This window comes from Anaerotruncus massiliensis (ex Togo et al. 2026) (genome assembly GCF_900199635.1).
In the GTDB taxonomy this organism is placed as follows: Bacteria; Bacillota; Clostridia; order Oscillospirales; family Ruminococcaceae; genus Anaerotruncus; species Anaerotruncus massiliensis.
Map to the genome: position 1 here is coordinate 2,052,242 of NZ_LT962687.1, position 18,732 is coordinate 2,070,973.

Sequence of the window (18,732 nt, forward strand, 5' to 3'; positions counted from 1 at the left end):
ATGTCACAAATACTGCGCCTCTATGGCGAACGGCGGGAGTTCTTCGCCGAGCTGCTTGTGCAGCACCTGCGCATCTCCGCGACCGCGATCGTCATCGCGGCGGCGGCCGGGCTGCTGCTGGGCGTCTATATCAGCGGGCACCGGCGGGCCGCGCCCTTCGTCATCGGGGTCACCAACGTCGTATACACGATCCCGTCGATCTCCCTGCTGGGCTTTTTGATCCCGTTTTCCGGCATCGGGGACACGACCGCGATCATCGCGCTCACCGTCTACGCCCTGCTGCCGATGGTGCGCAACACCTACACCGGCATCACCTCGATCGACCCCGAGATCATCGAGGCGGCGCGCGGCATGGGCAGCACCGACCTCCAGATCATGGTGCGCGTCAAGCTGCCGCTGGCGATGACCGTCATCGTCGCGGGGCTGCGCAACATGGTCGTCATGACCGTCTCCCTCTCGGGCATCGCCGCCTTCATCGGCGCGGGGGGACTGGGCGTCGCGGTCTACCGCGGCATCACCACCAACAACATCAGCCTCACCGTGGCGGGAAGCCTGCTGATCGCCGCCGTGGCGCTGCTGTGCGATTTCCTGCTCGGCAGGCTGGAGCACTATCTCAAAAAGAAATGGAGACTGGAACAATGAAACATCAAATCCGTAAGGTTCTCAGCGTTCTGCTGGCCGTCCTGCTCTTCGCGGGCGTTTTTTCCGGCTGCGGCAAAAAGGATTCCGGCGTCGTCAGGATCGCCACCAAGCCGATGACCGAGCAGTTCATCCTCTCGGAAATGCTCGCGCAGCTCATCGAGCAGGACACCGGGCTCACCGTCGAGATCACCAAGGGGATCGGCGGCGGCACCACCAACATCCACCCCGCGCTCCTCAAGGGCGACTTCGACCTCTATCCCGAATACACCGGGACCGCCTGGGCGTTCGTCGTGAAGCGGGAGGACGTCCCCGACGACGACACCCTCTACGCGGGCCTGCAGGAGGCGTACCAGAAGCTCGGCCTCAAATGGACGGGGCTCTACGGCTTCAACAACACCTTCGCGCTCGCGGTCCGGCGCGATGTGGCGGAGCAGTACGGCATCGAGACCTACTCCGACATCGCAAAGGTCTCCCCGGACCTCGTCTTTGGCGCGAACCCCGACTTCTTCGAGAAGGCGGACGGCTTCCCCCACCTCGCCGAGGCCTACGGCATGAACTTCAAATCCACCTCCGACATCGATATCGGCCTCAAATACAAGGCGCTTGAAAACGGCGACATCGACGTGACCAACGCCTTCACCACCGACGCGCAGCTCAGCGTCGCGGACATCACGCTGCCCACCGACGACAAGCACCTCTTCACCAACTACTACTGCGGCACCGTCGTGCGGATGGACACCCTTGAAAAGCACCCCGAACTCGAGCCGGTGCTCGAGAAGATGAACGGCCTCATCACCGACGCCGAGATGGCCTCGATGAACTACCAGGTCGAGGTGGAAAACCGCGATGAAAAGGAAGTCGCGAAGGAATTCCTGACCTCCAAGGGGCTGCTCAAATGAGCGGTGACCCGATCATCCGTTTCGACCATGTCGGCAAGAGCTACGGCGTCAACGACGTGCTCACCGACGTGAGCCTCTCGATCGCGCGCGGCGAGTTCGTCACCGTGATCGGCAGCTCGGGCTGCGGCAAGACGACCCTTTTAAAGCTCATCAACGGCCTGCTCTCCCCCGACACGGGCGCCGTCTATGTGGAGGGGCGGGACGTCTCGACCGTCGACCAGATCGTCCTGCGCCGCAACATCGGCTACGCGATCCAGGGGGTGGGGCTCTTCCCCCACATGGACGTGTGGCACAACATCGCCTACGTCCCCACCCTGCTCAACAAGCAGAACAAGGAGAAGACCCGCCGCGCGGTGAAGAAATGGATGGAGGTCGTGCGCCTCGATCCCGAGCTTGCCAGGCGCTATCCCGCCGAGCTCTCGGGCGGGCAGAAGCAGCGGGTCGGCATCGCGCGGGCGCTCGCCGCCTCCCCAGACATCCTGCTGATGGATGAGCCGTTCGGCGCGGTGGACGACATCACCCGCAAGGCGCTGCAGGACGAGATTCTGCGCATCCACCGGGAGCAGGGCGTCACGATCGTCTTTATCACCCACGACATCGGCGAGGCGCTCAAGCTGGGGAGCCGCGTGCTCGTCATGGACCACGGCGGCATCGTGCAGGACGGCCCGCCCGACGAGCTGCGCAGCCGTCCCGCCACCGCCTTCGTGCGGGAGCTGGTCGGGGGCTGACGATCCATTGCCACTTATACGGGAAGGCCGCAGGCATCTGCCTGCGGCCTTCCTTTTTTGCGCGCCGGACCTGTAAAATTTGGATGCGCCGCGGGTAAAATGTTCAGGATTTTGTCTCGATCCGCACACAAGAGCGTCACACGGGCGCGCAAAAATAGAAAAAAACGAAGGAGCGCCGCCATGTGTGAAAGAAAATACCGGCATGAGCTCAAGCACTACATCAACCACGCCGACTACCTCGCCATCCGCCGGCGGCTGCGGGAGATCGCCCCGCTCGACCGCTTTTCCGGGCCAGACGGGAGCTACACCGTTCACAGCCTCTATTTCGACAACCTCGACAACAAGGCCCTGCGGGAAAAGCTCGACGGGGTGAACAACCGGGAGAAGTTCCGCCTGCGCTACTATAACGGCGACCTCTCCTTCCTGCGGCTGGAGAAGAAGTCCAAGCGAAACGGCCTGGGCTGCAAGGCGCAGGCGGCCGTCACCCGGGAGGAGTGCGGACGGCTGCTCGCCGGGGAGGTCTCGTGGATGGAGGGCGACGGGCGGGCGCTCGTCACGGAGCTGCTCCTGAAGATGCGCTGCCAGCTTCTGCGCCCGCTCACGCCGGTCGTCTACACGCGGGAGGCGTACGTCTACCCCGCCGGCAACGTCCGCGTGACGGTCGACAGCGGCATCCGCACCGGCTTTTCCGCCGCCGGCTTCCTCGACCCCGGCGCGGTCACCGTCCGGACCGGAAGCCCCATCCTGCTGGAGGTCAAATTCGACGAGTTCCTCCCCGACCTCATCGGCGATCTCGTCCAGGAGCGGGACCGCCAGTCGACCGCCTTTTCCAAATACGCCGCCTGCCGCACCTTCTGCGGCCAACTCTGAAAGAACAGTGAGGTACCCAACATGACCACCTTCAACGATATCTTCAAGTCCAGCTTCCTCGAGAAGGTCTCCTCCTTCTCCCTGCTCGACATGGGGCTCGCCATGCTGCTTTCCCTCCTGCTCGGGCTCTTCATCTTCGCCGTCTACCGCAAAACCTTCAGCGGCGTGATGTATTCCGCCTCCTTCGGCGCGTCGCTCGTCGCCATGACCCTCGTCACCACCCTCATCATCCTCGCCGTCACCTCCAACGTCATCCTCTCCCTCGGCATGGTCGGCGCGCTGTCGATCGTGCGCTTCCGCACCGCCATCAAGGAGCCGATGGACATCGCCTTCCTCTTCTGGTCGATCTCGGCGGGCATCGTCACCGGCGCGGGCTTACTTCCCCTCGCGGTGCTCGGCTCCCTCTTCATCGGCATCTTCCTCGTCCTCTTCGTCAATAAAAAGAGCACCGACAACCCCTACATCCTCGTCGTGAGCTGCGCGGGGGACGAGGCCGAGGCGGCGGTCAACGGCTATGTCAACCGGGCGGTGAAAAAATCCCTGTTGAAATCCAAGACCGTCTCCCAGAGCGGCGTGGAGCTGACGGTGGAGGTCCGCCTCAAGGACATGACGACCCGTTTTGTCAACGAAATCTCCGCGCTTCCCGGCGTGAACAGCGCGGTGCTCGTGAGCTATAACGGCGAGTACATGTCCTGACCGGGCGCCGCCATGATGACCGGCAAGCGCTACTGGCTGATCGCGGGGGCCGCCATGGCTCTGGCGGTGCTGCTCCTGCTCGGCATGCTTTGGATGCCCGCCTCCCTGCGCGCCTCGCTCGAAAAGTCGGGCGGCGCCTATGCCGACAGGCTCTTCGGGAAGGAGATCGTCTCGATCGACATCCAAATGGACCCCGGCGAGTGGGACGACATGATCGAAAACGCCCGGCAGGAGGAGTACGTCTCCTGCGACGTGACGATCGACGGGACGGCGTTTTCCTCGGTCGCCATCCGTCCCAAGGGCAACACGAGCCTCACCGGCATCGCCGGGATGGACTCCGAGCGGTTCAGCTTCAAAATCCGGGCGGACAAATATGTCGACGGCCAGTCCTTCTGGGGTCTTTCCAAGCTCGTGCTCAACAATTCCTACGCCGACCCGACCTACATGAAGGAGGCCCTCTCCTACGATTTGATGGACTATCTCGGGATCCCCGCGCCGCTGCGCACCTATGCCGAAGTCACCGTGAACGGCGAGCCGTTCGGCCTCTACCTGCTGCTCGAGGCGGTGGAGGAGGAGTTTGCCGAGCGCAGTTTCGGCGGCGGCTACGGCCAGCTCTACAAGCCGGAATCGGAGGGCGGCGGGGGCCGCGGGAGCGGCAACGACCTCGTTTACAGCGGCGACGACCCGGAAAGCTACGCCGCCGTCTTTGAGAACGCCGTCTTCCGGACGTCCGACGAGGACGAGCACCGGGTCGTCGAGGCGCTCGCGCACCTCGACAGCGGCGAGAACCTCGAAGCGTATATCGATGTGGACGAGGTGCTGCGATATTTCGCGGCCAACGTCTTCCTCGTCAACCTCGACAGCTACCTGTCCAACCTCAAGCACAACTACTACCTCTATGAGGAGGACGGCAGGCTCTCGATGCTGCCGTGGGACTACAACCTCTCCTTTGGGGCGCACCAGCTCCGCTCCGCCTCCGACGCGGTCAACTTCCCCATCGACGACCCCTATTCGGGCACCTCGGCCGAAAAGAGCCCCATCCTCCAAAAACTGCTTGAGGTGGAGGAATACCGCGCGCGCTACCACGGCTACCTGCGGCAGATCGCGGAGGATTATGTCGGCGGCGGACGGCTCACCGATACGATCGAGCGGGTCAGCCGCCTGATCTCCCCCCATGTGCAGACGGACGCGACCGCCCTCTACAGCTATGAGGAGTACGAAACCGCCGTCGTAAACCTCAAGCTCTATGTGCTCCTGCGGGCGGAAAGCGTGCTCGGACAGCTCGACGGGTCCATCCCCTCCACCGGGGAGGGCCAAAAGGCGGACCCCTCCGCGCTGGTCGACGCCTCCGCTCTCAATTTCAGCGCGATGGGCGGCATGAACATGGGCGGCGGGCGCGGCGGGAACGGCTCCCCTCCCGGCCTGGAGGAGGGGGCGCGCGCCGGGCGCGGCCAGCGGCGGGAAAGCGGCCGGGACGGGGAACCCCCGGCAGAAGCCGGCCGGCCCGCGGAAGGCGAAGCGCGCCCGGAGGGCGAACCGCCGCCGGACGGCGGGCAGCCGGAGGCCCGTACCGCGGACGCGGAAGCCGCACCGCCCGCCCTTCCCTCCGGAGGCCCCGCATCTCCGGGGGACGAGGGGCAGGTCCGGCAGGGAAACGTCCCGGGCGGGGACGGCGGAATTCCCCGGCGGGCAGGCGCGGCAGCAGTTCCCCACGCTCCTGCTGCTGGAGGCGGGCGGCGGGGGCGTCCTCCTGCTGGCCGCGCTCCTCATCGTCCGCCGCTTCCGCCGCCGCAAACAGGGAAAACTGGCCTGAACGCGGCCCCGAAGCCGCAAGCCCACGCAAAAAAGGCGCCCGGCGGTCAATCCGCCGGGCGCCTTTCCGCATCCGCTTTTAGGGGCGCGCCGTCAAAACTTGCTGATGTTCACCCCGTTGACCTCGACGCCGTCGTTGGCGCGGATCAGGATATACCGCGCGCCGTCGATCACCCGCGTCTCGACCAGGTCGCTGCGCCCGGGGCTCACATGGATCGTCACGTCGGGGGTGCGGACCTCGATCCGTTTCACGTCGACGAGGTTTTGCGGGCTGACGTCCGCGTCGGCGCCGAACCCGGCGTCGAACTTCTCCTCAAATTCCGCCGCCTGCGGCTCCGCGACGCCGCACGACTCGAGCACCCGCCGCACCGTCTGCTTGGACACCACCAGCGGCGCTTCGGCCTTGTTCGCCTTGTGCTCCTCGACCATCTCGTACAGCCGGTCGTGGACCGCCCGCACGACGCCGTAGCTGCATTCGCCCGCCAGCGTCTCCCCAAGGATCGACTGGAAGGTCTCCTTCTGTTCGGCGGCGGGCATCGGCGCCTCGCGGCGAAAGACCGCGTCCACGAACTCCCCGTGGCTTTCCGCGATGTCGCGCGAGTAGTAGAGCGCGCCGTAGATGTTGGCGCTGCGGTCGTCGAACGCGGGGAACAGGAACCCGAGCTCGGGCGCGCCGACGATCCAGTCGGTCCGGCAGCTGCGGAAGGCGTTCTCGTTGACGTAATAGCCCAGCGCGGGCTTTGTCTCCTTGATCGGGCAGACGGCGCACAGGATGTAGGAGTACACCTCCGAGGAGGCGTCGTCCTGCCGTTCCCCGTCCTTCGAGCGGTAGGGCACGTCGTATTTGTCCGCCGCCAGCAGGATCAGGTAGCCGCCCTCCAGCGTAAGCGACTGGATCACCCGCTGGAAAAAGGCCTGCACGGCCTCCTCGTCCTTCAGCGCGGAATCCCGCAGCGCCATCAGCAGCCGGTGCTCCTCGCTGTCGACGACCTGCTGCGTCGTAAAGGGGATGTCGACCAAATTCTTCCCGACCGTCCCCGAGAGGGCCCGGCGGAGGATTGTCAGCAGCTTTTCGGACTCCTCCTGCGGCATCACCGCGAGCGACTGGTCAATGCCGGTGACGATCTCCCGCTTGTCGTTGACGTAGCATCCCCGGATGTGGGTGATGTTCGACTTGTCGGGACGGAACCGGCGGCGGATTTCTGCAATTTCTTTTTCGTTCATAACTTCCTCTTGTCCTCTATGTATTCCGGCGGCCTTTGCACAGCCGCGCCGCCCGCTTATTATAGCACAAAGCGCGCGAAAAGACAGCACGAAAAAAGGCCGGCGCGCGGCGCCGGCCTTTCCTATGGTTCCGATCCTATTGTTCCAGGCGGGTGCGCAGGCGTTCGGCGACCTGCGCGCGGGTGGCGGTGCCCGTCCTGCCGATCTGCTGGATGGTGATCGAGGAGACGCAGTTTCCCAGCGCCGCCGCCTCGGGGGCGGAGAAGCCGAGGCAGAAGCCGAGCACGATGCCCGCGTTGGTCGCGTCGCCCGCGCCGACGATATCCACCGGCCCCTCCACATGGAAGGCGGGCACCGCGGTGACCGCTCCGTTTGCGAAGACGAGCGAGCCCTTGTCCCCCATTGTGACGAAGGCGGGACGGCCGGTGCGCGCCGAAAGCTCCCGGCCGCACTCCTCCAGGAAGGCCTGCCCGGGTTCCCCGCTAAAGCCGGGGGCGCAGATGTGCAGCAGCTCGAGATGGTTGCACTTGACGATCACATGGCGGTACTCCCCCGCGAACGCGCGGGAATCGGCATAAAAGAGCTTTTCCGGGTTCGCCTCCGCCATCGCGCAGACGGCGGCCCGCACCCGGTCGGTCAGCGCGCCGAGCCCGCGCTCGACGAACTGGTCGGTGATGATCACCGCGTCCGCGCCCGTGAGCGCTTCCTCCAGCCTGCCGACGAGCGCGTCCTCATAGGCCCGCGGAAGCGGCGTCAGGCTGCGGAAATCCAGCCGCCCCGTTTCGCTGTAGCCGCCGTCGGGGTTCTTCTGCATCGGCTTGGTGTAGGTGCAGGTGCAGCGGCCGGGCGTCTCAAGCATGAAGCGGGTGTCCGCGCCGGTCTCCCGGAGCGCGCGCTCCAGCTCCCAGCCCTCCCCATCGCTTCCGAGCATCCCGACGCAGCGCACCCCAACGCCGAGCGCGCGCAGGTTGTTGGTGATCGTACCGCCCACCCCCGCGAAGATCGCCTTGCGGTCGAACTGGCGGGCGACAAGCCCCGTCTCGACCGAGAGCTCGTCGTTGGCGGGATCGGTATAGAGGTATTTGTCGAGGCAGTAGTCGCCGAACACCACGACGGTGCAGGCGGGCTCCCGTTCAATCGCCCCGATCATCCGGCGATAGTCGATCATGGCGCTCCCTCACTTTCCCGCGCTGTCGAGCTCCAGGATCATCCGCGCCAGCGCGGGAACCGTCCTCTGGTGCTCTCCCCGGATGTAATGGCTCACGCCGCCGTCCGCCACCGTGCGGGCGAGGATCGTCTTCCACGGGCGGAAATAGTAGCGCGGGTCGCTCTTGGGCGGCGCGGCCGAAAAGTCCCCGTTTTCGATCTCCAGCAGGTCGAAGACCGCGGTCGTGAAATGGGCGATCTGCCGCCCCTCCTGCCGCGCGACGTTGCGGGCCATCGCGAGCGCCTTGAGGTAGACCTCCGGTCCCGCGACCGCCGAGCCGAAGTTGAGGAACACCCCGTGCTCCAGCTTCGTCACGCTCTGCGCGTAGATGAGGAAATCGTTGTAGGACGCCTCCCCCATCGCCGCGCCGTCGCAGTTGGGGTGCTCGTGGATGATGTCGTTGCCCACGCCGATATGCACCGTGCAGGGCACGCCGAGGTGGTACCCCATGCCCAGCACGCTCTTTTCGCGGTTGGGGAGCTTCTCCTCCCAGATGTAGCGGCCGACGGCCTCGCCCCAGCCGAGTCCGTCCCGGACGCCCTCCTTGATGATGTCGTTGAGCCGTCCCGTCTCGGTCCACAGGCCGAACTGGCCCATGCTGATGTATTTGGCTACGCTCTCGCAGGTCCTGCCGATGAGCGCGAGCTCATAGTCGTGGATTGAGCCCGCGCCGTTGGTGGCGAAGTGGGTCACCAGCCCGCGCTTCATCAATTCGATCATGTGCAGGCCGTTGCCGGTGCGGATGACGTGGGCGCCGTACATCATCAGCACTGTCGCGTCGTGCTCCCGGCGGGCCGCCACGACGTCGCGCGCGATGGAGGGCAGCTCGGGGTGCGAAAAGGGCGGGACGGGGTCGTCCAGCGACTTCACAACGCTGATGTCCACGTCGTGCACCCGCTGCTCGAGCGGGAAGATCTCCAGCCTGGAGCGGTCAAACTTCTCAAACGGCATTTAAATCCCCTCCCTGATCGCGTGTACGATTTGCCGGTACCCGACAAAATCCGGAATGATCGCGTCCGCGCCCGCCGAAAGCAGGCGGCGGCGCTTCCATTCGTTGATCCCCTTCCGGCGTACCTCGTCCGTGGCGACGCCGAAGGTGTAGCCCCCGAGCTGCGCGACCAGCTCGATCTCGACATACCCGTCCCCGAAGGAGACGAGCTGCTCCGGGCGCAGGGTGCCGTCGGCAAAGAGCCCGCGCAGCACCTGCTCCTTGGAGCACTCGGTCATCTCGTCGCGCGCGCCGTGGATGGCGTCAAAGCAGCCGTCCAGCCCGAGCAGGCGCGCCTCATGGAGCACGTCGGCCTCGTCGGTGCCGCTCGCGAGGTGGCAGGCGATCCCCGCCTCCCGCAGCGCGCCGACCAGCTCCCTCACGCCCGGCACGAGCAGCCCGGACGGGTCGATCGTCCCGTTTTCCAGCCCCTCGCGCCGGTCCCGGATGTGGACGCCCAGCCGCCGCAGGTACTCCGCCTTGTATTCCAGCGGGTCCCGGTGGGGGCCGCCCCGCTTCTGGACCTCCTCGTCCAGCCGGATGCACTGGAAGATCGTCTGCTTGCCGGTGAGCGCGTCGACAAAGTCGGCGGCCACCTCGCAAAGCGTCTCGGGCGATTCCCCGGTCCCGGTCGCGCCGAGCACCTCGGCGAAATAGGGAACCATGATCTCCCGCCAGCCCTCCCGGATGAGGCTCACCGTTCCGTCAAAGTCGAAGAGCGCGGTGGTGATCCCCGCCTTCGGGTCGGGGTAGCGGACGTACTCCACCCCCCAGCGGTCGGGCAGGACCTGCTGAATGACGCTTGAGAGGGCGTGCACATAGAGCATATGTAAGTCCTCAATCTGCTCCATCGAGTCGGTGGGCGCGATGAGCAGCAGGTCGCAGCGGCCCGCGAGCTTCCCGCCGTCCCGGCCGGAAAAGCCGATGGTGACGACGCCCATCTCCCGGGCGGTGTCCACCAGCCGCACGATGTTGGGGGAATTCCCGCTGCCGCTGTAGACGAGCAGCACGTCCCCCCGGTGCGCCTTGGTGCGCAGCTGGATGGAGAAGATCTCCTCATAGGAGAAGTCGTTGCCCAGACAGGTCATGACCGCGCAGGAATCCGCGAGACACTCGGTCTTGAAGCCCTCGCGGTTGTGGACGCGGCAGCCCTTGAGCAGGTCGTTGCAGATGTGCGAGGCGGTCGCCGCGCTGCCGCCGTTGCCCGCCGTGTAGATCGTCGCGCCGCGCTCCTTGGCCTCGATGAGCGTCCGCGCGATTTGCGCGAGCAGGTCGAAGTCTGTGCGCATCGCGCGCGCCGCGACGTCCCCGGTGTATTCCAGCAGGGCCGAGGAGATGGCTTTTCCGTCAAAATCCATATCAAATCGCCTCCCGATGATGATGTGTCAGGTTTGTGCAAGCTTTCCTATTGCAATTATATCACGATGTGATATAATTGCAATAGGGTCAGGCAAAAAAATTTATCATATCGTGATATTTACAGAAAGGGGGCTTCTCCTTGCAGCGCACCGTGAACCATGACGACATGCGCAGCGCCAATATGGAAAGCGTCTTTGACTGCATCCGCGCCCACGCGCCCGTCACCAAGCGGCAGATCCAGTCCCTCACCGGGCTGAGCTGGGGCAGCGTCTCCAACCTCTGCTCCATCCTGCTCGAGCGGGGCGTCCTCCGCGAGCTGCCCGTCCGGACAGAGGGCGCGGGACGCAACCCCTCCGGCTTCGACATCAACCTGAAGGACAACCTCATCATCGGGCTGGACGTCAACCTCTCCGGACTCACCGGCGTGGTCTGCGACCTGCGCAGCCGTGTGCTCGCCCGCGTCTGGCGGCCCACCGAGGGGCGGAAGGGGGAGGACATCCTCCGCCTCATGAAGGAGGCCGCCGCCGAGCTGCTCGGGCAGACCGCCGCGGGCACGGTCAAGGGCCTCGCGATCGCCTTTCCCGGGCAGGTCGACGCCGAGCGGGGCGTCTCCCTCTGGACCCACCAGTTCGGGAGCCTCTCGGAGGTCAACATGCGGGAAATCTTCCAGCGGGCGTTCGGGCTGGAGGTCCTGCTCGAGCACGACCCCAACTGCATGGCGGTCTGCGAGCACTGGATGGGCGCGGCGCAGGACGTTGAGGACTTCCTCTTCGTGCGCCTCTCCTACGGCATCGGCATGGGCATCCTCACGGGCGGCGCGGTCTACCGCGGCCACAGCGGCGCGTCGGGCGAGATCGGCCACATGACCATGCTGCCCGACGGGGAGCCCTGCTGCTGCGGCAACCGCGGCTGCCTCGAAACGGTCGCGTCAGTCGATGCCATCCTGCGCCGCTGCCGCGAGCTGGCGGCGGACGGGCGGGCGCCGCTGCTCGCTTCGATCGCGGCGGACGGCCCAATTACCCTCGAGGCCGCCGCGCGGGCGGCGCGGCAGGGGGAACGGGCGGTCGCGGAAGTCTTTTCCCGCGCGGCGGACTACGCGGGCATCGCCGTAGCCAACGTCGTGAACATCATCGACCCGGCCGCGGTGGTCATCGGGGGGGAGCTGGCCGCCTACCCGGACCTGTGCATCGAACGGCTGCGCGAGACGGTCGGAAGCCGTGCGTGGAGCGGCCCGGTCGATCTGCGCGTCTCCTCGCTCGGCGGCGATTCCGCCGCGATCGGGGCGGCCGCCATGTTTATCCGGCGGGTCTTTTTCCGCATCTCCGAAGAACAGGCCGCATTGGGGGGATTGTAATGTATATCGGCGCGATTGACATCGGCGGAAGCAAAACGATCGCGGGGATCGTCAACGAAAACGGAGAGCTGCTCATTGAAAAGCAGATCGTCACCGAAAAATCGGACTGCGCGGCGCATTTCAACCGCTGCGCCGCCCTGCTGCTCGAGGCCGCGGCGGAATACGGCGTCCCCGCCCAAGCGCTCGAGGGGGTGGGCGTGAGCCTGCCCGGCATGGTCGACCACAGCCACAGCGTCCTGCTGCTCGCGCCCGGCGCGGGATGGCGGGACTTCCCCGCGGCCGAATTCCTGCGGGAGGCGCTGGGCATCCGCGCGCTCTGGTGCGAAAACGACGTCAACAACTGTGCCCGCGCCGAGCTCCGGTTCGCCGGCGCGCCCGAAAACTTCCTCTGGATCACCGTCAGCACCGGGATCGGCGGCGCGGTTGTCGCGGACGGGCGGGTGCTGCTGGGCTGCAACAGCCTCGCCGGGGAGCTCGGGCACTGCAAGGTCGAGTTCGAGCACCCCCTCCCCTGTCCCTGCGGTAGCCGCGGCTGCCTCGAGGCGCACGCCTCGGGCGCCGCCCTCTCCCGCCGGTTCGCCCTCCTGCTCGCGGAGGACCCCCAAGCCGCCGCCCTCGCGCGGGAACGGGGCGCGTCCCCCGACGCGGCGGGCTGCGCCGCGCTCGCGCAGGCCGGGTTTTCGCCCGCGCGGGCGCTCTTCGATCGGGCGGGCGGCTACCTCGGGCAGGCGCTCGCCCCCGTCGTGAGCATGCTCAACCCCGAGCGGGTTTATTTCGGCGGAGGCGTCGCCCGCTCGCTCGGCCTGCTGCTTCCGCGGATGCGGTCGGCGCTCGACGCGCGCGCCGCCGAGTCCTGCGCGGGCGTTGAAATCCGCGCGACCGGCCTCGGCTACGAGGCCTCCCTGCTCGGCGCGGCCGCGCTCTTTCTCGAGCAGGCGCAGTAGCGCCCGCATGGCAGCACAAAAAAACAGCCGCTTTTGCGGCTGTTTTTTTCTGGTCATTCATCCTCGAACGGATGGAAGACCGGGCGGCGCGCCCGGTAGGTGTAAAATCCCGGAAAGCCGCAGCTCTTCGCAAGCGCGGCGGCCTCCGCAAAGCCCTGCCCGAGCTTTTCGGGGCTGTGTGCGTCCGAGCCGAAGGTGAGCAGCCGCCCGCCCTTTTGCGCGTAGAGCCGCACGATCTCTTCACAGGGCATCAACTGGCCGAGGGAGCCGAGGGTGGAACCGTTCAGCTCCAGCGCGATCCCCCGCTCGACGAGGATCTGGAGGATCTCCCCGATCACCCGGAGGTTGTGCTCCACCTCCCGTTCGGTGAAGGGCGCGCCGATATACCGCTTGACGAGGTCGAAATGCGCGGCCACGTCGATCTCCGCCCGCCCGGCCATGTCGCGCAGCTCGGAAAAATATCTCTCGCACGCCCGGTCGGGCCCCTCGTCCCGCACAAGGGCGCGCAGCTTGCCGTTATCGACGTTGTGCACCGAGCCGACGACCGCGTCGACCGGCCCGCGCGCAAAGAGCTCCCGGTAGCGTTCGGCGTACCGGTGGGGCTCGCAGAGCTCGATCCCTTTATAGACGCGCAGCCTCCCGGCGAACGCGCCGCGGCAGGCCGCGTAATCGGCGTCGTAGCGCGCCCGGTCGAGGTAGCCGTAGGTCGGCACCAGCGGGTTCACGCTGAAATGCTCGGTGAAGCAGATTTCCTCCATCCCCGCCGCGCACGCGGCTTCGCACTGCGCCTCCATCGGCGCGGCGGAATCGAACGAGTGCAGCGAATGAAGGTGGCTGTCCGCACGGTACATCCGCGGCGCCTCCTCAGGAGGCGTCCGGCCCGACGGCCGAGAAGAACGCCTGCTGGATGAAGAGGGAGGCCGCCCCGATGGCGGCGGAAGACCGCCCGAGATGGGAGACGCGGATGTCGATGCTGCGGCGGTTCCACACCCGTCTGTCGATGACCTCCCGCAGGTGGCGGTAGAAGGGCTCCTTCACGTCGGGCATCTCCCCGCCGAGGATGACCGCCTGCGGATCGAGCAGGTTGATGGCGGCGGATACCGCGAGGCCCGCGTAATCGGCGGCGCGGTAGAAGAAGTCGTAGACGGCCCCGTCCCCCGCGGCCGCGGCCTTCTCCGCCGTCTCGAGCGTCAGGGGCTCCCCCCGCGCGAGGAGCTCCGCGAGCCGGGGGGCGTCCCCCATGCGCGCGGCCTGCTCGCACCGGCTCAGCACCGCCTCCGACGAGGCGTAGATTTCCAGGCAGCCGTTGTTGCCGCAGTAGCAGGGCCCGCCGTCCGGGTCCATCGTGATGTGCCCGATCTCGCCCGTGGCGCCCGCGAACCCGTGGTAGATTTCGCCGCCGAGGATGATGCCCATGCCGATGCCGCGGGAGAGGCGGACATAGAGCAGGTTGGTCAGCCCCTGCCCCGCGCCGAAGAGCTGCTCCGACAGCGCGCAGCAGTTCGGGTCGTGCTCGATCACGACCGGCAGGCCGAACTCCCCCTTCAAGATGCCGCAGATGTCGAGCGGCTCGAGGCTGCAAAACTGCCGGGCGAGCACCGAGACGCCGCGCTCGGTGTCGACATGCCCCGGGAAGGCGACGCCGATCCCCTTGATGACCGACTGGTCGCTGACCTCCGCCATCAGCAGGCGGATGATCCCCTTCATCTGCTCGAGCAACTCGGAGATGTGGTTGCTGACCAGCTCCTGGTGGATCTTGGTCTTGACGCGGCTTTTGAGGTCGATGATCACGCCGGTCATGCCGATGACGTTGGTGTCGATGCCGATGATGAGGTTGTTTTCCAGATTGATGTCGAACGCCGTGGCCGAACGGCGCGATCCGGTGTCCACCCGCCCGGTTTCGCTGATGATCCCCCGTTCGAGCAGGTCGGCGGAAAAGGTGGAGACCGCCCCCCAGCTCAGCCCCGTCTCCTCCTGGATCCTGCGCTTGGAGATGGGGCCGTGCTTGCGGATGCAGTTAAAGACGCTGAGCATGTTCGTGCTGCGCATCAAATCGTGCCTGACGGTTTCCGTCATGTTATCATCCCTTATCATTCAAATTCACGCTGCCGCCGCGAAGCGGGGGGAACAGTCAAATTATAGCACGCGTCCGGCTGAAAACCTAGTCCCATTTTGTTTCCAGAAAAAAGGCCGGCAGGCGGAAATATCCAGTGAGATATCTTCGCCGTACCGGTATAGATCAGATCAGTATGTATCGCAGAGGAATGAATCTGTTATTTGCGCCGGAGGTTTTTCCGGATGTCAAAGCCGACCGCCGCGATAATGATGATGCCCTTGATAATCTGCTGCCAGTACGGGTTGACGCCGATGAAGGTGAGTCCGTAGTTGATGATGCCGAAGATCAGCACGCCGACGACCATGCCCGGCACGGTGCCGATGCCGCCGGTGTTGGAGACGCCGCCCACGACGCAGGAGGCAATCGCGTCGAACTCATAGTTGAGGCCGTAGGCGGAGGTCGCGCCGCCCGTCCGCGCGCACTCGAGGAAGCCCGCGAGCCCGTAGAGCAGTCCGGCGATGCCGTAGACGCCGATCAGCGTGGCCGTCACCTTGATGCCCGAGACGTTGGCCGCCTCGGCGTTGCCGCCCACCGCGTAGACGTTGCGCCCGAAGCGCAGCTTTTTGAGGATGAACCACACCGCGAGCGTGACCGCCAGCGCGATGAGGATGATGACCGGCACCTTGCCGCCCAGCAGCCCGGAGCCCATGTAGGTGATGCTCTTTTTGACGCCGCCGATCGGCTGGGAGGAGTTGGGCGGCAGGTCGAAGTAGAGGAGGTTCACGCCCCAGGCGATGACCTGCGTGCCCAGCGTCACGATGAAGGGCGGGATGGCAAACTTCGCGATCACGGTGCCGTTGAAGAGGCCGAGCAGCATGCAGACGGCCAGCGCGACCAGAAACGGAACGATGATCGGGATGTCCGGCATGTTGGGATAGAACCGGCGGCTGTAGTCGATCGTCTGTCCGAGCGAGGCGGTCAGCACCGCCGCGAGCCCGAGAATGCGTCCGGCCGACAGGTCGACGCCGCCCGAGATGAGCACGAACATCATGCCGCAGGCCATGATCAGCTTGGTCGCGTTCTGGAGCAGGACGTCGCGCAGGACGTTGAAGGAGAAGAATTTTGGGTTGATGCAGATGATGACGACCACCAGCACCACCAGACAGAGGGTAATCGCGTTGTCGCCGAGGAAGCGAATCAGTTTTTTGGAAGTTTTGTTCGTTGCATCCATATTCCGGCCTCTTTTCTAAACCATAAATTTGGTGGCAAGGCGCATGATCTCCTCTTCATTGATCGCGTCGCCCTCAAGTTCACCGGCCTTTTTGCCCTCGCACATCACCATGACCCGGTCGGCCATGCCGATCAGCTCGGGCATTTCGCTCGAAATCATCACGACGCATTTGCCCTGCGCCGCGAGGTCGGCCATAATCGTGTAGATCTCGTATTTCGCGCCCACGTCGATGCCGCGCGTGGGTTCGTCGAGCAGCAGGACCTCCGGCTCGGTCAGCAGCCACCGGGCGAAGAGCACCTTCTGCTGATTGCCGCCCGACAGGCTGTTCATCGGGGTGCGGATGCTCGGCGTCTTGATCGACAGGCGTTCGATGCTCTCCTCGGCCAGCTCGTTGCAGCGCCGTCCGTTGATCAGGCCGAGGAAGCGCGCCAGGCGCTTGTAGACGGCGATGTAGGTGTTTTCGCCCACGCCCAGCACCGGGAAGATGCCCGAGCCCTTGCGGTCCTCGGTGAGCAGGGCGATGCCGTTGTCCATCGCGTCGGTCGAGTTGTGCACCCGGATCTCCTTCCCGTCGAGGTAGAGCTTGCCCGCCCTGAGCGCGCGCAGGCCGAAGATCGCCTCGACCAGCTCGGTGCGCTGCGCGCCCACCAGGCCGCCCAGTCCGAGGATTTCTCCGCGGCGCAGCTCGAAGCTCACGTCCTGGAAGCTGCGGTCGTGGATCGACGAGAACCCCTCGACGCGCATGTAAACCTCGCCGGGCTTGTTCGTCTTGGGCGGGAAGCGGTTGCTCATGTCCCGCCCGACCATCTTGGAGATGATCATATCCGTCGTGAGGTCGGCGGCGTTCCAGGTACCGATCATCGTACCGTCGCGCATGATACTGACCTCATCGGAAATTTTCTTGATTTCCTCCATCTTATGGGAGATGTAAATGATCGCGACTCCTTTGGAGCGCAGGTCGTTTATGATCGTAAACAGGTGGTCGACCTCGTCGGAAGTCAGCGAGGAGGTCGGTTCGTCCATGATGATTACCTTCGCGTTAAAGGAAACCGCCTTTGCGATTTCAATCGACTGGATCTGCGATACGGAGAGCGTCTTGACGAGCGCCTTCGGGTCGAGGTGGAGGTTGAGCCGCTCGAGCAGGTCCCGGGTGTCGTTATACATCTTTTTATAATCGACAACGATCCCTTTGATCGGGAACCGCCCCAGCCAGATGTTCTCCATGACGCTCAGGTGGGGCTCCGGGTGGAGCTCCTGGTGGATCATTGCGATCCCATGTTCGATCGCGTCGAGCGCGCCTGAGAAATTGACCGGCTGCCCGTCCAGAATCACGTCGCCCTCGTCGCGGACATAGATGCCGAACAGGCATTTCATCAGGGTGGATTTTCCCGCGCCGTTTTCGCCCATCAGGGCGTGCACGGTGGCGGGACGCACCTTGAGGGTGACCTTGTCAAGCGCCAGGACGCCGGGGAATCGTTTGGTGATGTTGTTCATTTCCAGGATGTAGCCGTTTTCACTCATCTCGCTGAGTTCCCCCTTTAGGAGCGCGGGGGACGGGAACCCGTCCCCCGCGCGTGCTGGTATGCCTGGCGCGGATCAGCTGAACTGGTCCACGTTCTCCTTGCTCACCGCGACGTACGGAATCCAGACGTACTGGCCGTCCATCTCGTAGCCGAGGCTCTCGGAGGTCGGGGTTTCGCCCTTGGCGAGCAGGTCGCAGAGCTGGACCACCGCGAAGCCCTGGTTTTTCGCGTCGTTCAGGGAGGTGGCGAGCATGGTGCCTTCGATGATGGCTTCCTTGCCGGGCTCGGTCGCGTCGACGCCGAAGACGGGCATATACTTGTCGCCGGTGAAGTAGCCCTGCGCCTTGAGCGCTTCGATCGCGCCGAGCGCCATGTCGTCGTTGTTGCAGAAGACCGCCTCGATGTTGTCATGCGCCGCGAGGAAGGTGGCCATCTTGTCCTGGCCCTTGACGCGGTCCCACATCGCGGTGTCCTTCGCGACCTCTTCCACCTGGAGGCCCGCGTCGGTCATCGCCTTGACGCAGTACTCGGAACGCAGCTCGGCGTCCTGATGTCCGGGCTCGCCCATGATGATGACGTACTGAACGATGCCGTCGCCGTTCTTATCGGCTTCCGGATGGCTGTTCCAGTAATCGACCATCGCCTTGCCCTGCATGAGGCCGGATTCCTCCGCCTTCGCGCCGACATAGTAGACCTTATCCCACATTGCCATGGCCTCTTCAAACGGCTCGGTGTTGAAGAAGACGACCGGGATGTTGGCGTTCTTGGCCTTCTCGATCACGACGTCGGCCGCGGAACGCTCCTGCATGTTGATCGCCAGGGCGTTGTACTCCTTGGTGATGTACATGTCGATGTTGTTGTTCTGGGTGGTCTGATCGGCTTTGGAATCGGTAAAGTCGATCGTGACGCCGAGCTCGTCGCCCTTGATCTTCATGTTGTTGCGCTGCTCGGTGAGGTAGGTGTCGTCGTATTTGCGGATGGACGCGCCGATGGTGATCTGTGCGGGAGCCGCCGCGGGCTCTTCGGCCGGGGCTTCCTCGGACGGGGCCGCGTCGGCGGCGGGGGCCGTCTCGGACGGGGCCGCCGCAGGCTCGGAACCGCACGCGCCCAGCGACAGGACGATCATGACAACGAGTAGCGCGGAAAGGATCTTTTTCATTCTTTTACCTCCAAATTCTCTCGTTTCTGTGTATTTCTGG

Annotated in this window: 17 protein-coding genes and 1 pseudogene; 8 read left to right on the forward strand and 10 right to left on the reverse strand. The window is 65.1% G+C overall.

What is annotated here, in order from left to right; translation table 11 throughout:
• The 5 genes from C1A13_RS10125 (at position 1) to C1A13_RS10145 (ending at position 3,835) form a co-directional block, all read left to right on the forward strand.
• Positions 1 to 642: an ABC transporter permease gene (locus tag C1A13_RS10125; protein WP_101551640.1), complete on the forward strand. Its 642-nt coding sequence runs from the start codon at positions 1 to 3 to the stop codon at positions 640 to 642.
• Positions 639 to 1,541: a glycine betaine ABC transporter substrate-binding protein gene (locus C1A13_RS10130; RefSeq protein WP_101551642.1), complete on the forward strand. Its 903-nt coding sequence runs from the start codon at positions 639 to 641 to the stop codon at positions 1,539 to 1,541. The genes C1A13_RS10125 and C1A13_RS10130 overlap by 4 nt, the downstream gene beginning before the upstream one ends.
• Complete coding sequence (locus C1A13_RS10135) at positions 1,538 to 2,269, forward strand: ATP-binding cassette domain-containing protein (RefSeq protein ID WP_101551644.1); 732 nt, start codon at positions 1,538 to 1,540, stop codon at positions 2,267 to 2,269. Before C1A13_RS10130 ends, C1A13_RS10135 begins: the two co-directional genes overlap by 4 nt.
• Before the next feature lie 180 nt (positions 2,270 to 2,449).
• Positions 2,450 to 3,139 (forward strand): polyphosphate polymerase domain-containing protein, encoded by a 690-nt coding sequence (locus C1A13_RS10140; protein WP_101551647.1) that lies wholly within the window; start codon positions 2,450 to 2,452, stop codon positions 3,137 to 3,139.
• Between the two features lie 21 nt (positions 3,140 to 3,160).
• A complete protein-coding gene (locus C1A13_RS10145; protein WP_101551649.1) occupies positions 3,161 to 3,835 on the forward strand; it encodes a DUF4956 domain-containing protein in 675 nt (224 codons plus the stop codon).
• A gap of 137 nt (positions 3,836 to 3,972) precedes the next feature.
• On the opposite strand, the gene C1A13_RS15110 is transcribed toward C1A13_RS10145, so the two are convergent.
• The gene (locus C1A13_RS15110; RefSeq protein ID WP_242970852.1) at positions 3,973 to 4,140 is read right to left on the reverse strand and encodes a hypothetical protein; all 168 of its coding nucleotides are present in this window, start codon (positions 4,138 to 4,140) and stop codon (positions 3,973 to 3,975) included.
• A gap of 25 nt (positions 4,141 to 4,165) precedes the next feature.
• Between C1A13_RS15110 and C1A13_RS15260 the strand changes: the two are divergent.
• Positions 4,166 to 5,044: pseudogene (locus C1A13_RS15260) on the forward strand (CotH kinase family protein); the annotation flags it as partial.
• Positions 5,045 to 5,740: 696 nt separating this feature from the next.
• Here the strand turns inward: C1A13_RS15260 and C1A13_RS10155 are convergent.
• The 4 genes from C1A13_RS10155 to C1A13_RS10170 form a co-directional block, all read right to left on the reverse strand.
• Positions 5,741 to 6,871 (reverse strand): DUF4317 domain-containing protein, encoded by a 1,131-nt coding sequence (locus C1A13_RS10155; protein ID WP_101551651.1) that lies wholly within the window; start codon positions 6,869 to 6,871, stop codon positions 5,741 to 5,743.
• 136 nt (positions 6,872 to 7,007) lie between these two features.
• On the reverse strand, positions 7,008 to 8,039 hold the full coding sequence (locus C1A13_RS10160) for a bifunctional heptose 7-phosphate kinase/heptose 1-phosphate adenyltransferase (protein WP_101551653.1): 1,032 nt from the start codon (positions 8,037 to 8,039) through the stop codon (positions 7,008 to 7,010).
• 9 nt (positions 8,040 to 8,048) lie between these two features.
• Positions 8,049 to 9,029 carry a hypothetical protein gene (locus tag C1A13_RS10165; RefSeq protein ID WP_101551655.1) on the reverse strand — a complete coding sequence of 327 codons (981 nt, stop codon included), beginning with the start codon at positions 9,027 to 9,029 and terminating at the stop codon, positions 8,049 to 8,051.
• Positions 9,030 to 10,424, reverse strand: a complete 1,395-nt coding sequence (locus C1A13_RS10170) for an SIS domain-containing protein (RefSeq protein WP_101551657.1) — start codon at positions 10,422 to 10,424, stop codon at positions 9,030 to 9,032.
• Positions 10,425 to 10,564: 140 nt separating this feature from the next.
• Between C1A13_RS10170 and C1A13_RS10175 the strand changes: the two genes are divergently transcribed.
• Together C1A13_RS10175 and C1A13_RS10180 are read left to right on the forward strand one after the other, a co-directional pair.
• Positions 10,565 to 11,779, forward strand: a complete 1,215-nt coding sequence (locus tag C1A13_RS10175; protein ID WP_101551659.1) for an ROK family protein — start codon at positions 10,565 to 10,567, stop codon at positions 11,777 to 11,779.
• Positions 11,779 to 12,723 carry an ROK family protein gene (locus C1A13_RS10180; protein WP_101551660.1) on the forward strand — a complete coding sequence of 315 codons (945 nt, stop codon included), beginning with the start codon at positions 11,779 to 11,781 and terminating at the stop codon, positions 12,721 to 12,723. The genes C1A13_RS10175 and C1A13_RS10180 overlap by 1 nt, the downstream gene beginning before the upstream one ends.
• Before the next feature lie 53 nt (positions 12,724 to 12,776).
• Here the strand turns inward: C1A13_RS10180 and C1A13_RS10185 are convergent, their stop codons facing one another.
• The 5 genes from C1A13_RS10185 to C1A13_RS10205 all read right to left on the reverse strand — a co-directional run bounded on the left by C1A13_RS10185 (position 12,777) and on the right by C1A13_RS10205 (position 18,692).
• A complete protein-coding gene (locus C1A13_RS10185) occupies positions 12,777 to 13,574 on the reverse strand; it encodes a histidinol-phosphatase HisJ family protein (RefSeq protein ID WP_101551662.1) in 798 nt (265 codons plus the stop codon).
• A gap of 13 nt (positions 13,575 to 13,587) precedes the next feature.
• Entirely contained in the window at positions 13,588 to 14,799 is a 1,212-nt protein-coding gene (locus tag C1A13_RS10190; RefSeq protein ID WP_172439247.1) for an ROK family transcriptional regulator, read from the reverse strand.
• A 197-nt stretch (positions 14,800 to 14,996) separates the two neighbouring features.
• A complete protein-coding gene (locus C1A13_RS10195) occupies positions 14,997 to 16,010 on the reverse strand; it encodes a galactose/methyl galactoside ABC transporter permease MglC (RefSeq protein WP_101551666.1) in 1,014 nt (337 codons plus the stop codon).
• A gap of 15 nt (positions 16,011 to 16,025) precedes the next feature.
• Entirely contained in the window at positions 16,026 to 17,531 is a 1,506-nt protein-coding gene (locus tag C1A13_RS10200; RefSeq protein WP_101551668.1) for a sugar ABC transporter ATP-binding protein, read from the reverse strand.
• A gap of 75 nt (positions 17,532 to 17,606) precedes the next feature.
• Entirely contained in the window at positions 17,607 to 18,692 is a 1,086-nt protein-coding gene (locus C1A13_RS10205; RefSeq protein WP_101551671.1) for a galactose ABC transporter substrate-binding protein, read from the reverse strand.
• Positions 18,693 to 18,732 lie beyond the last annotated feature (40 nt).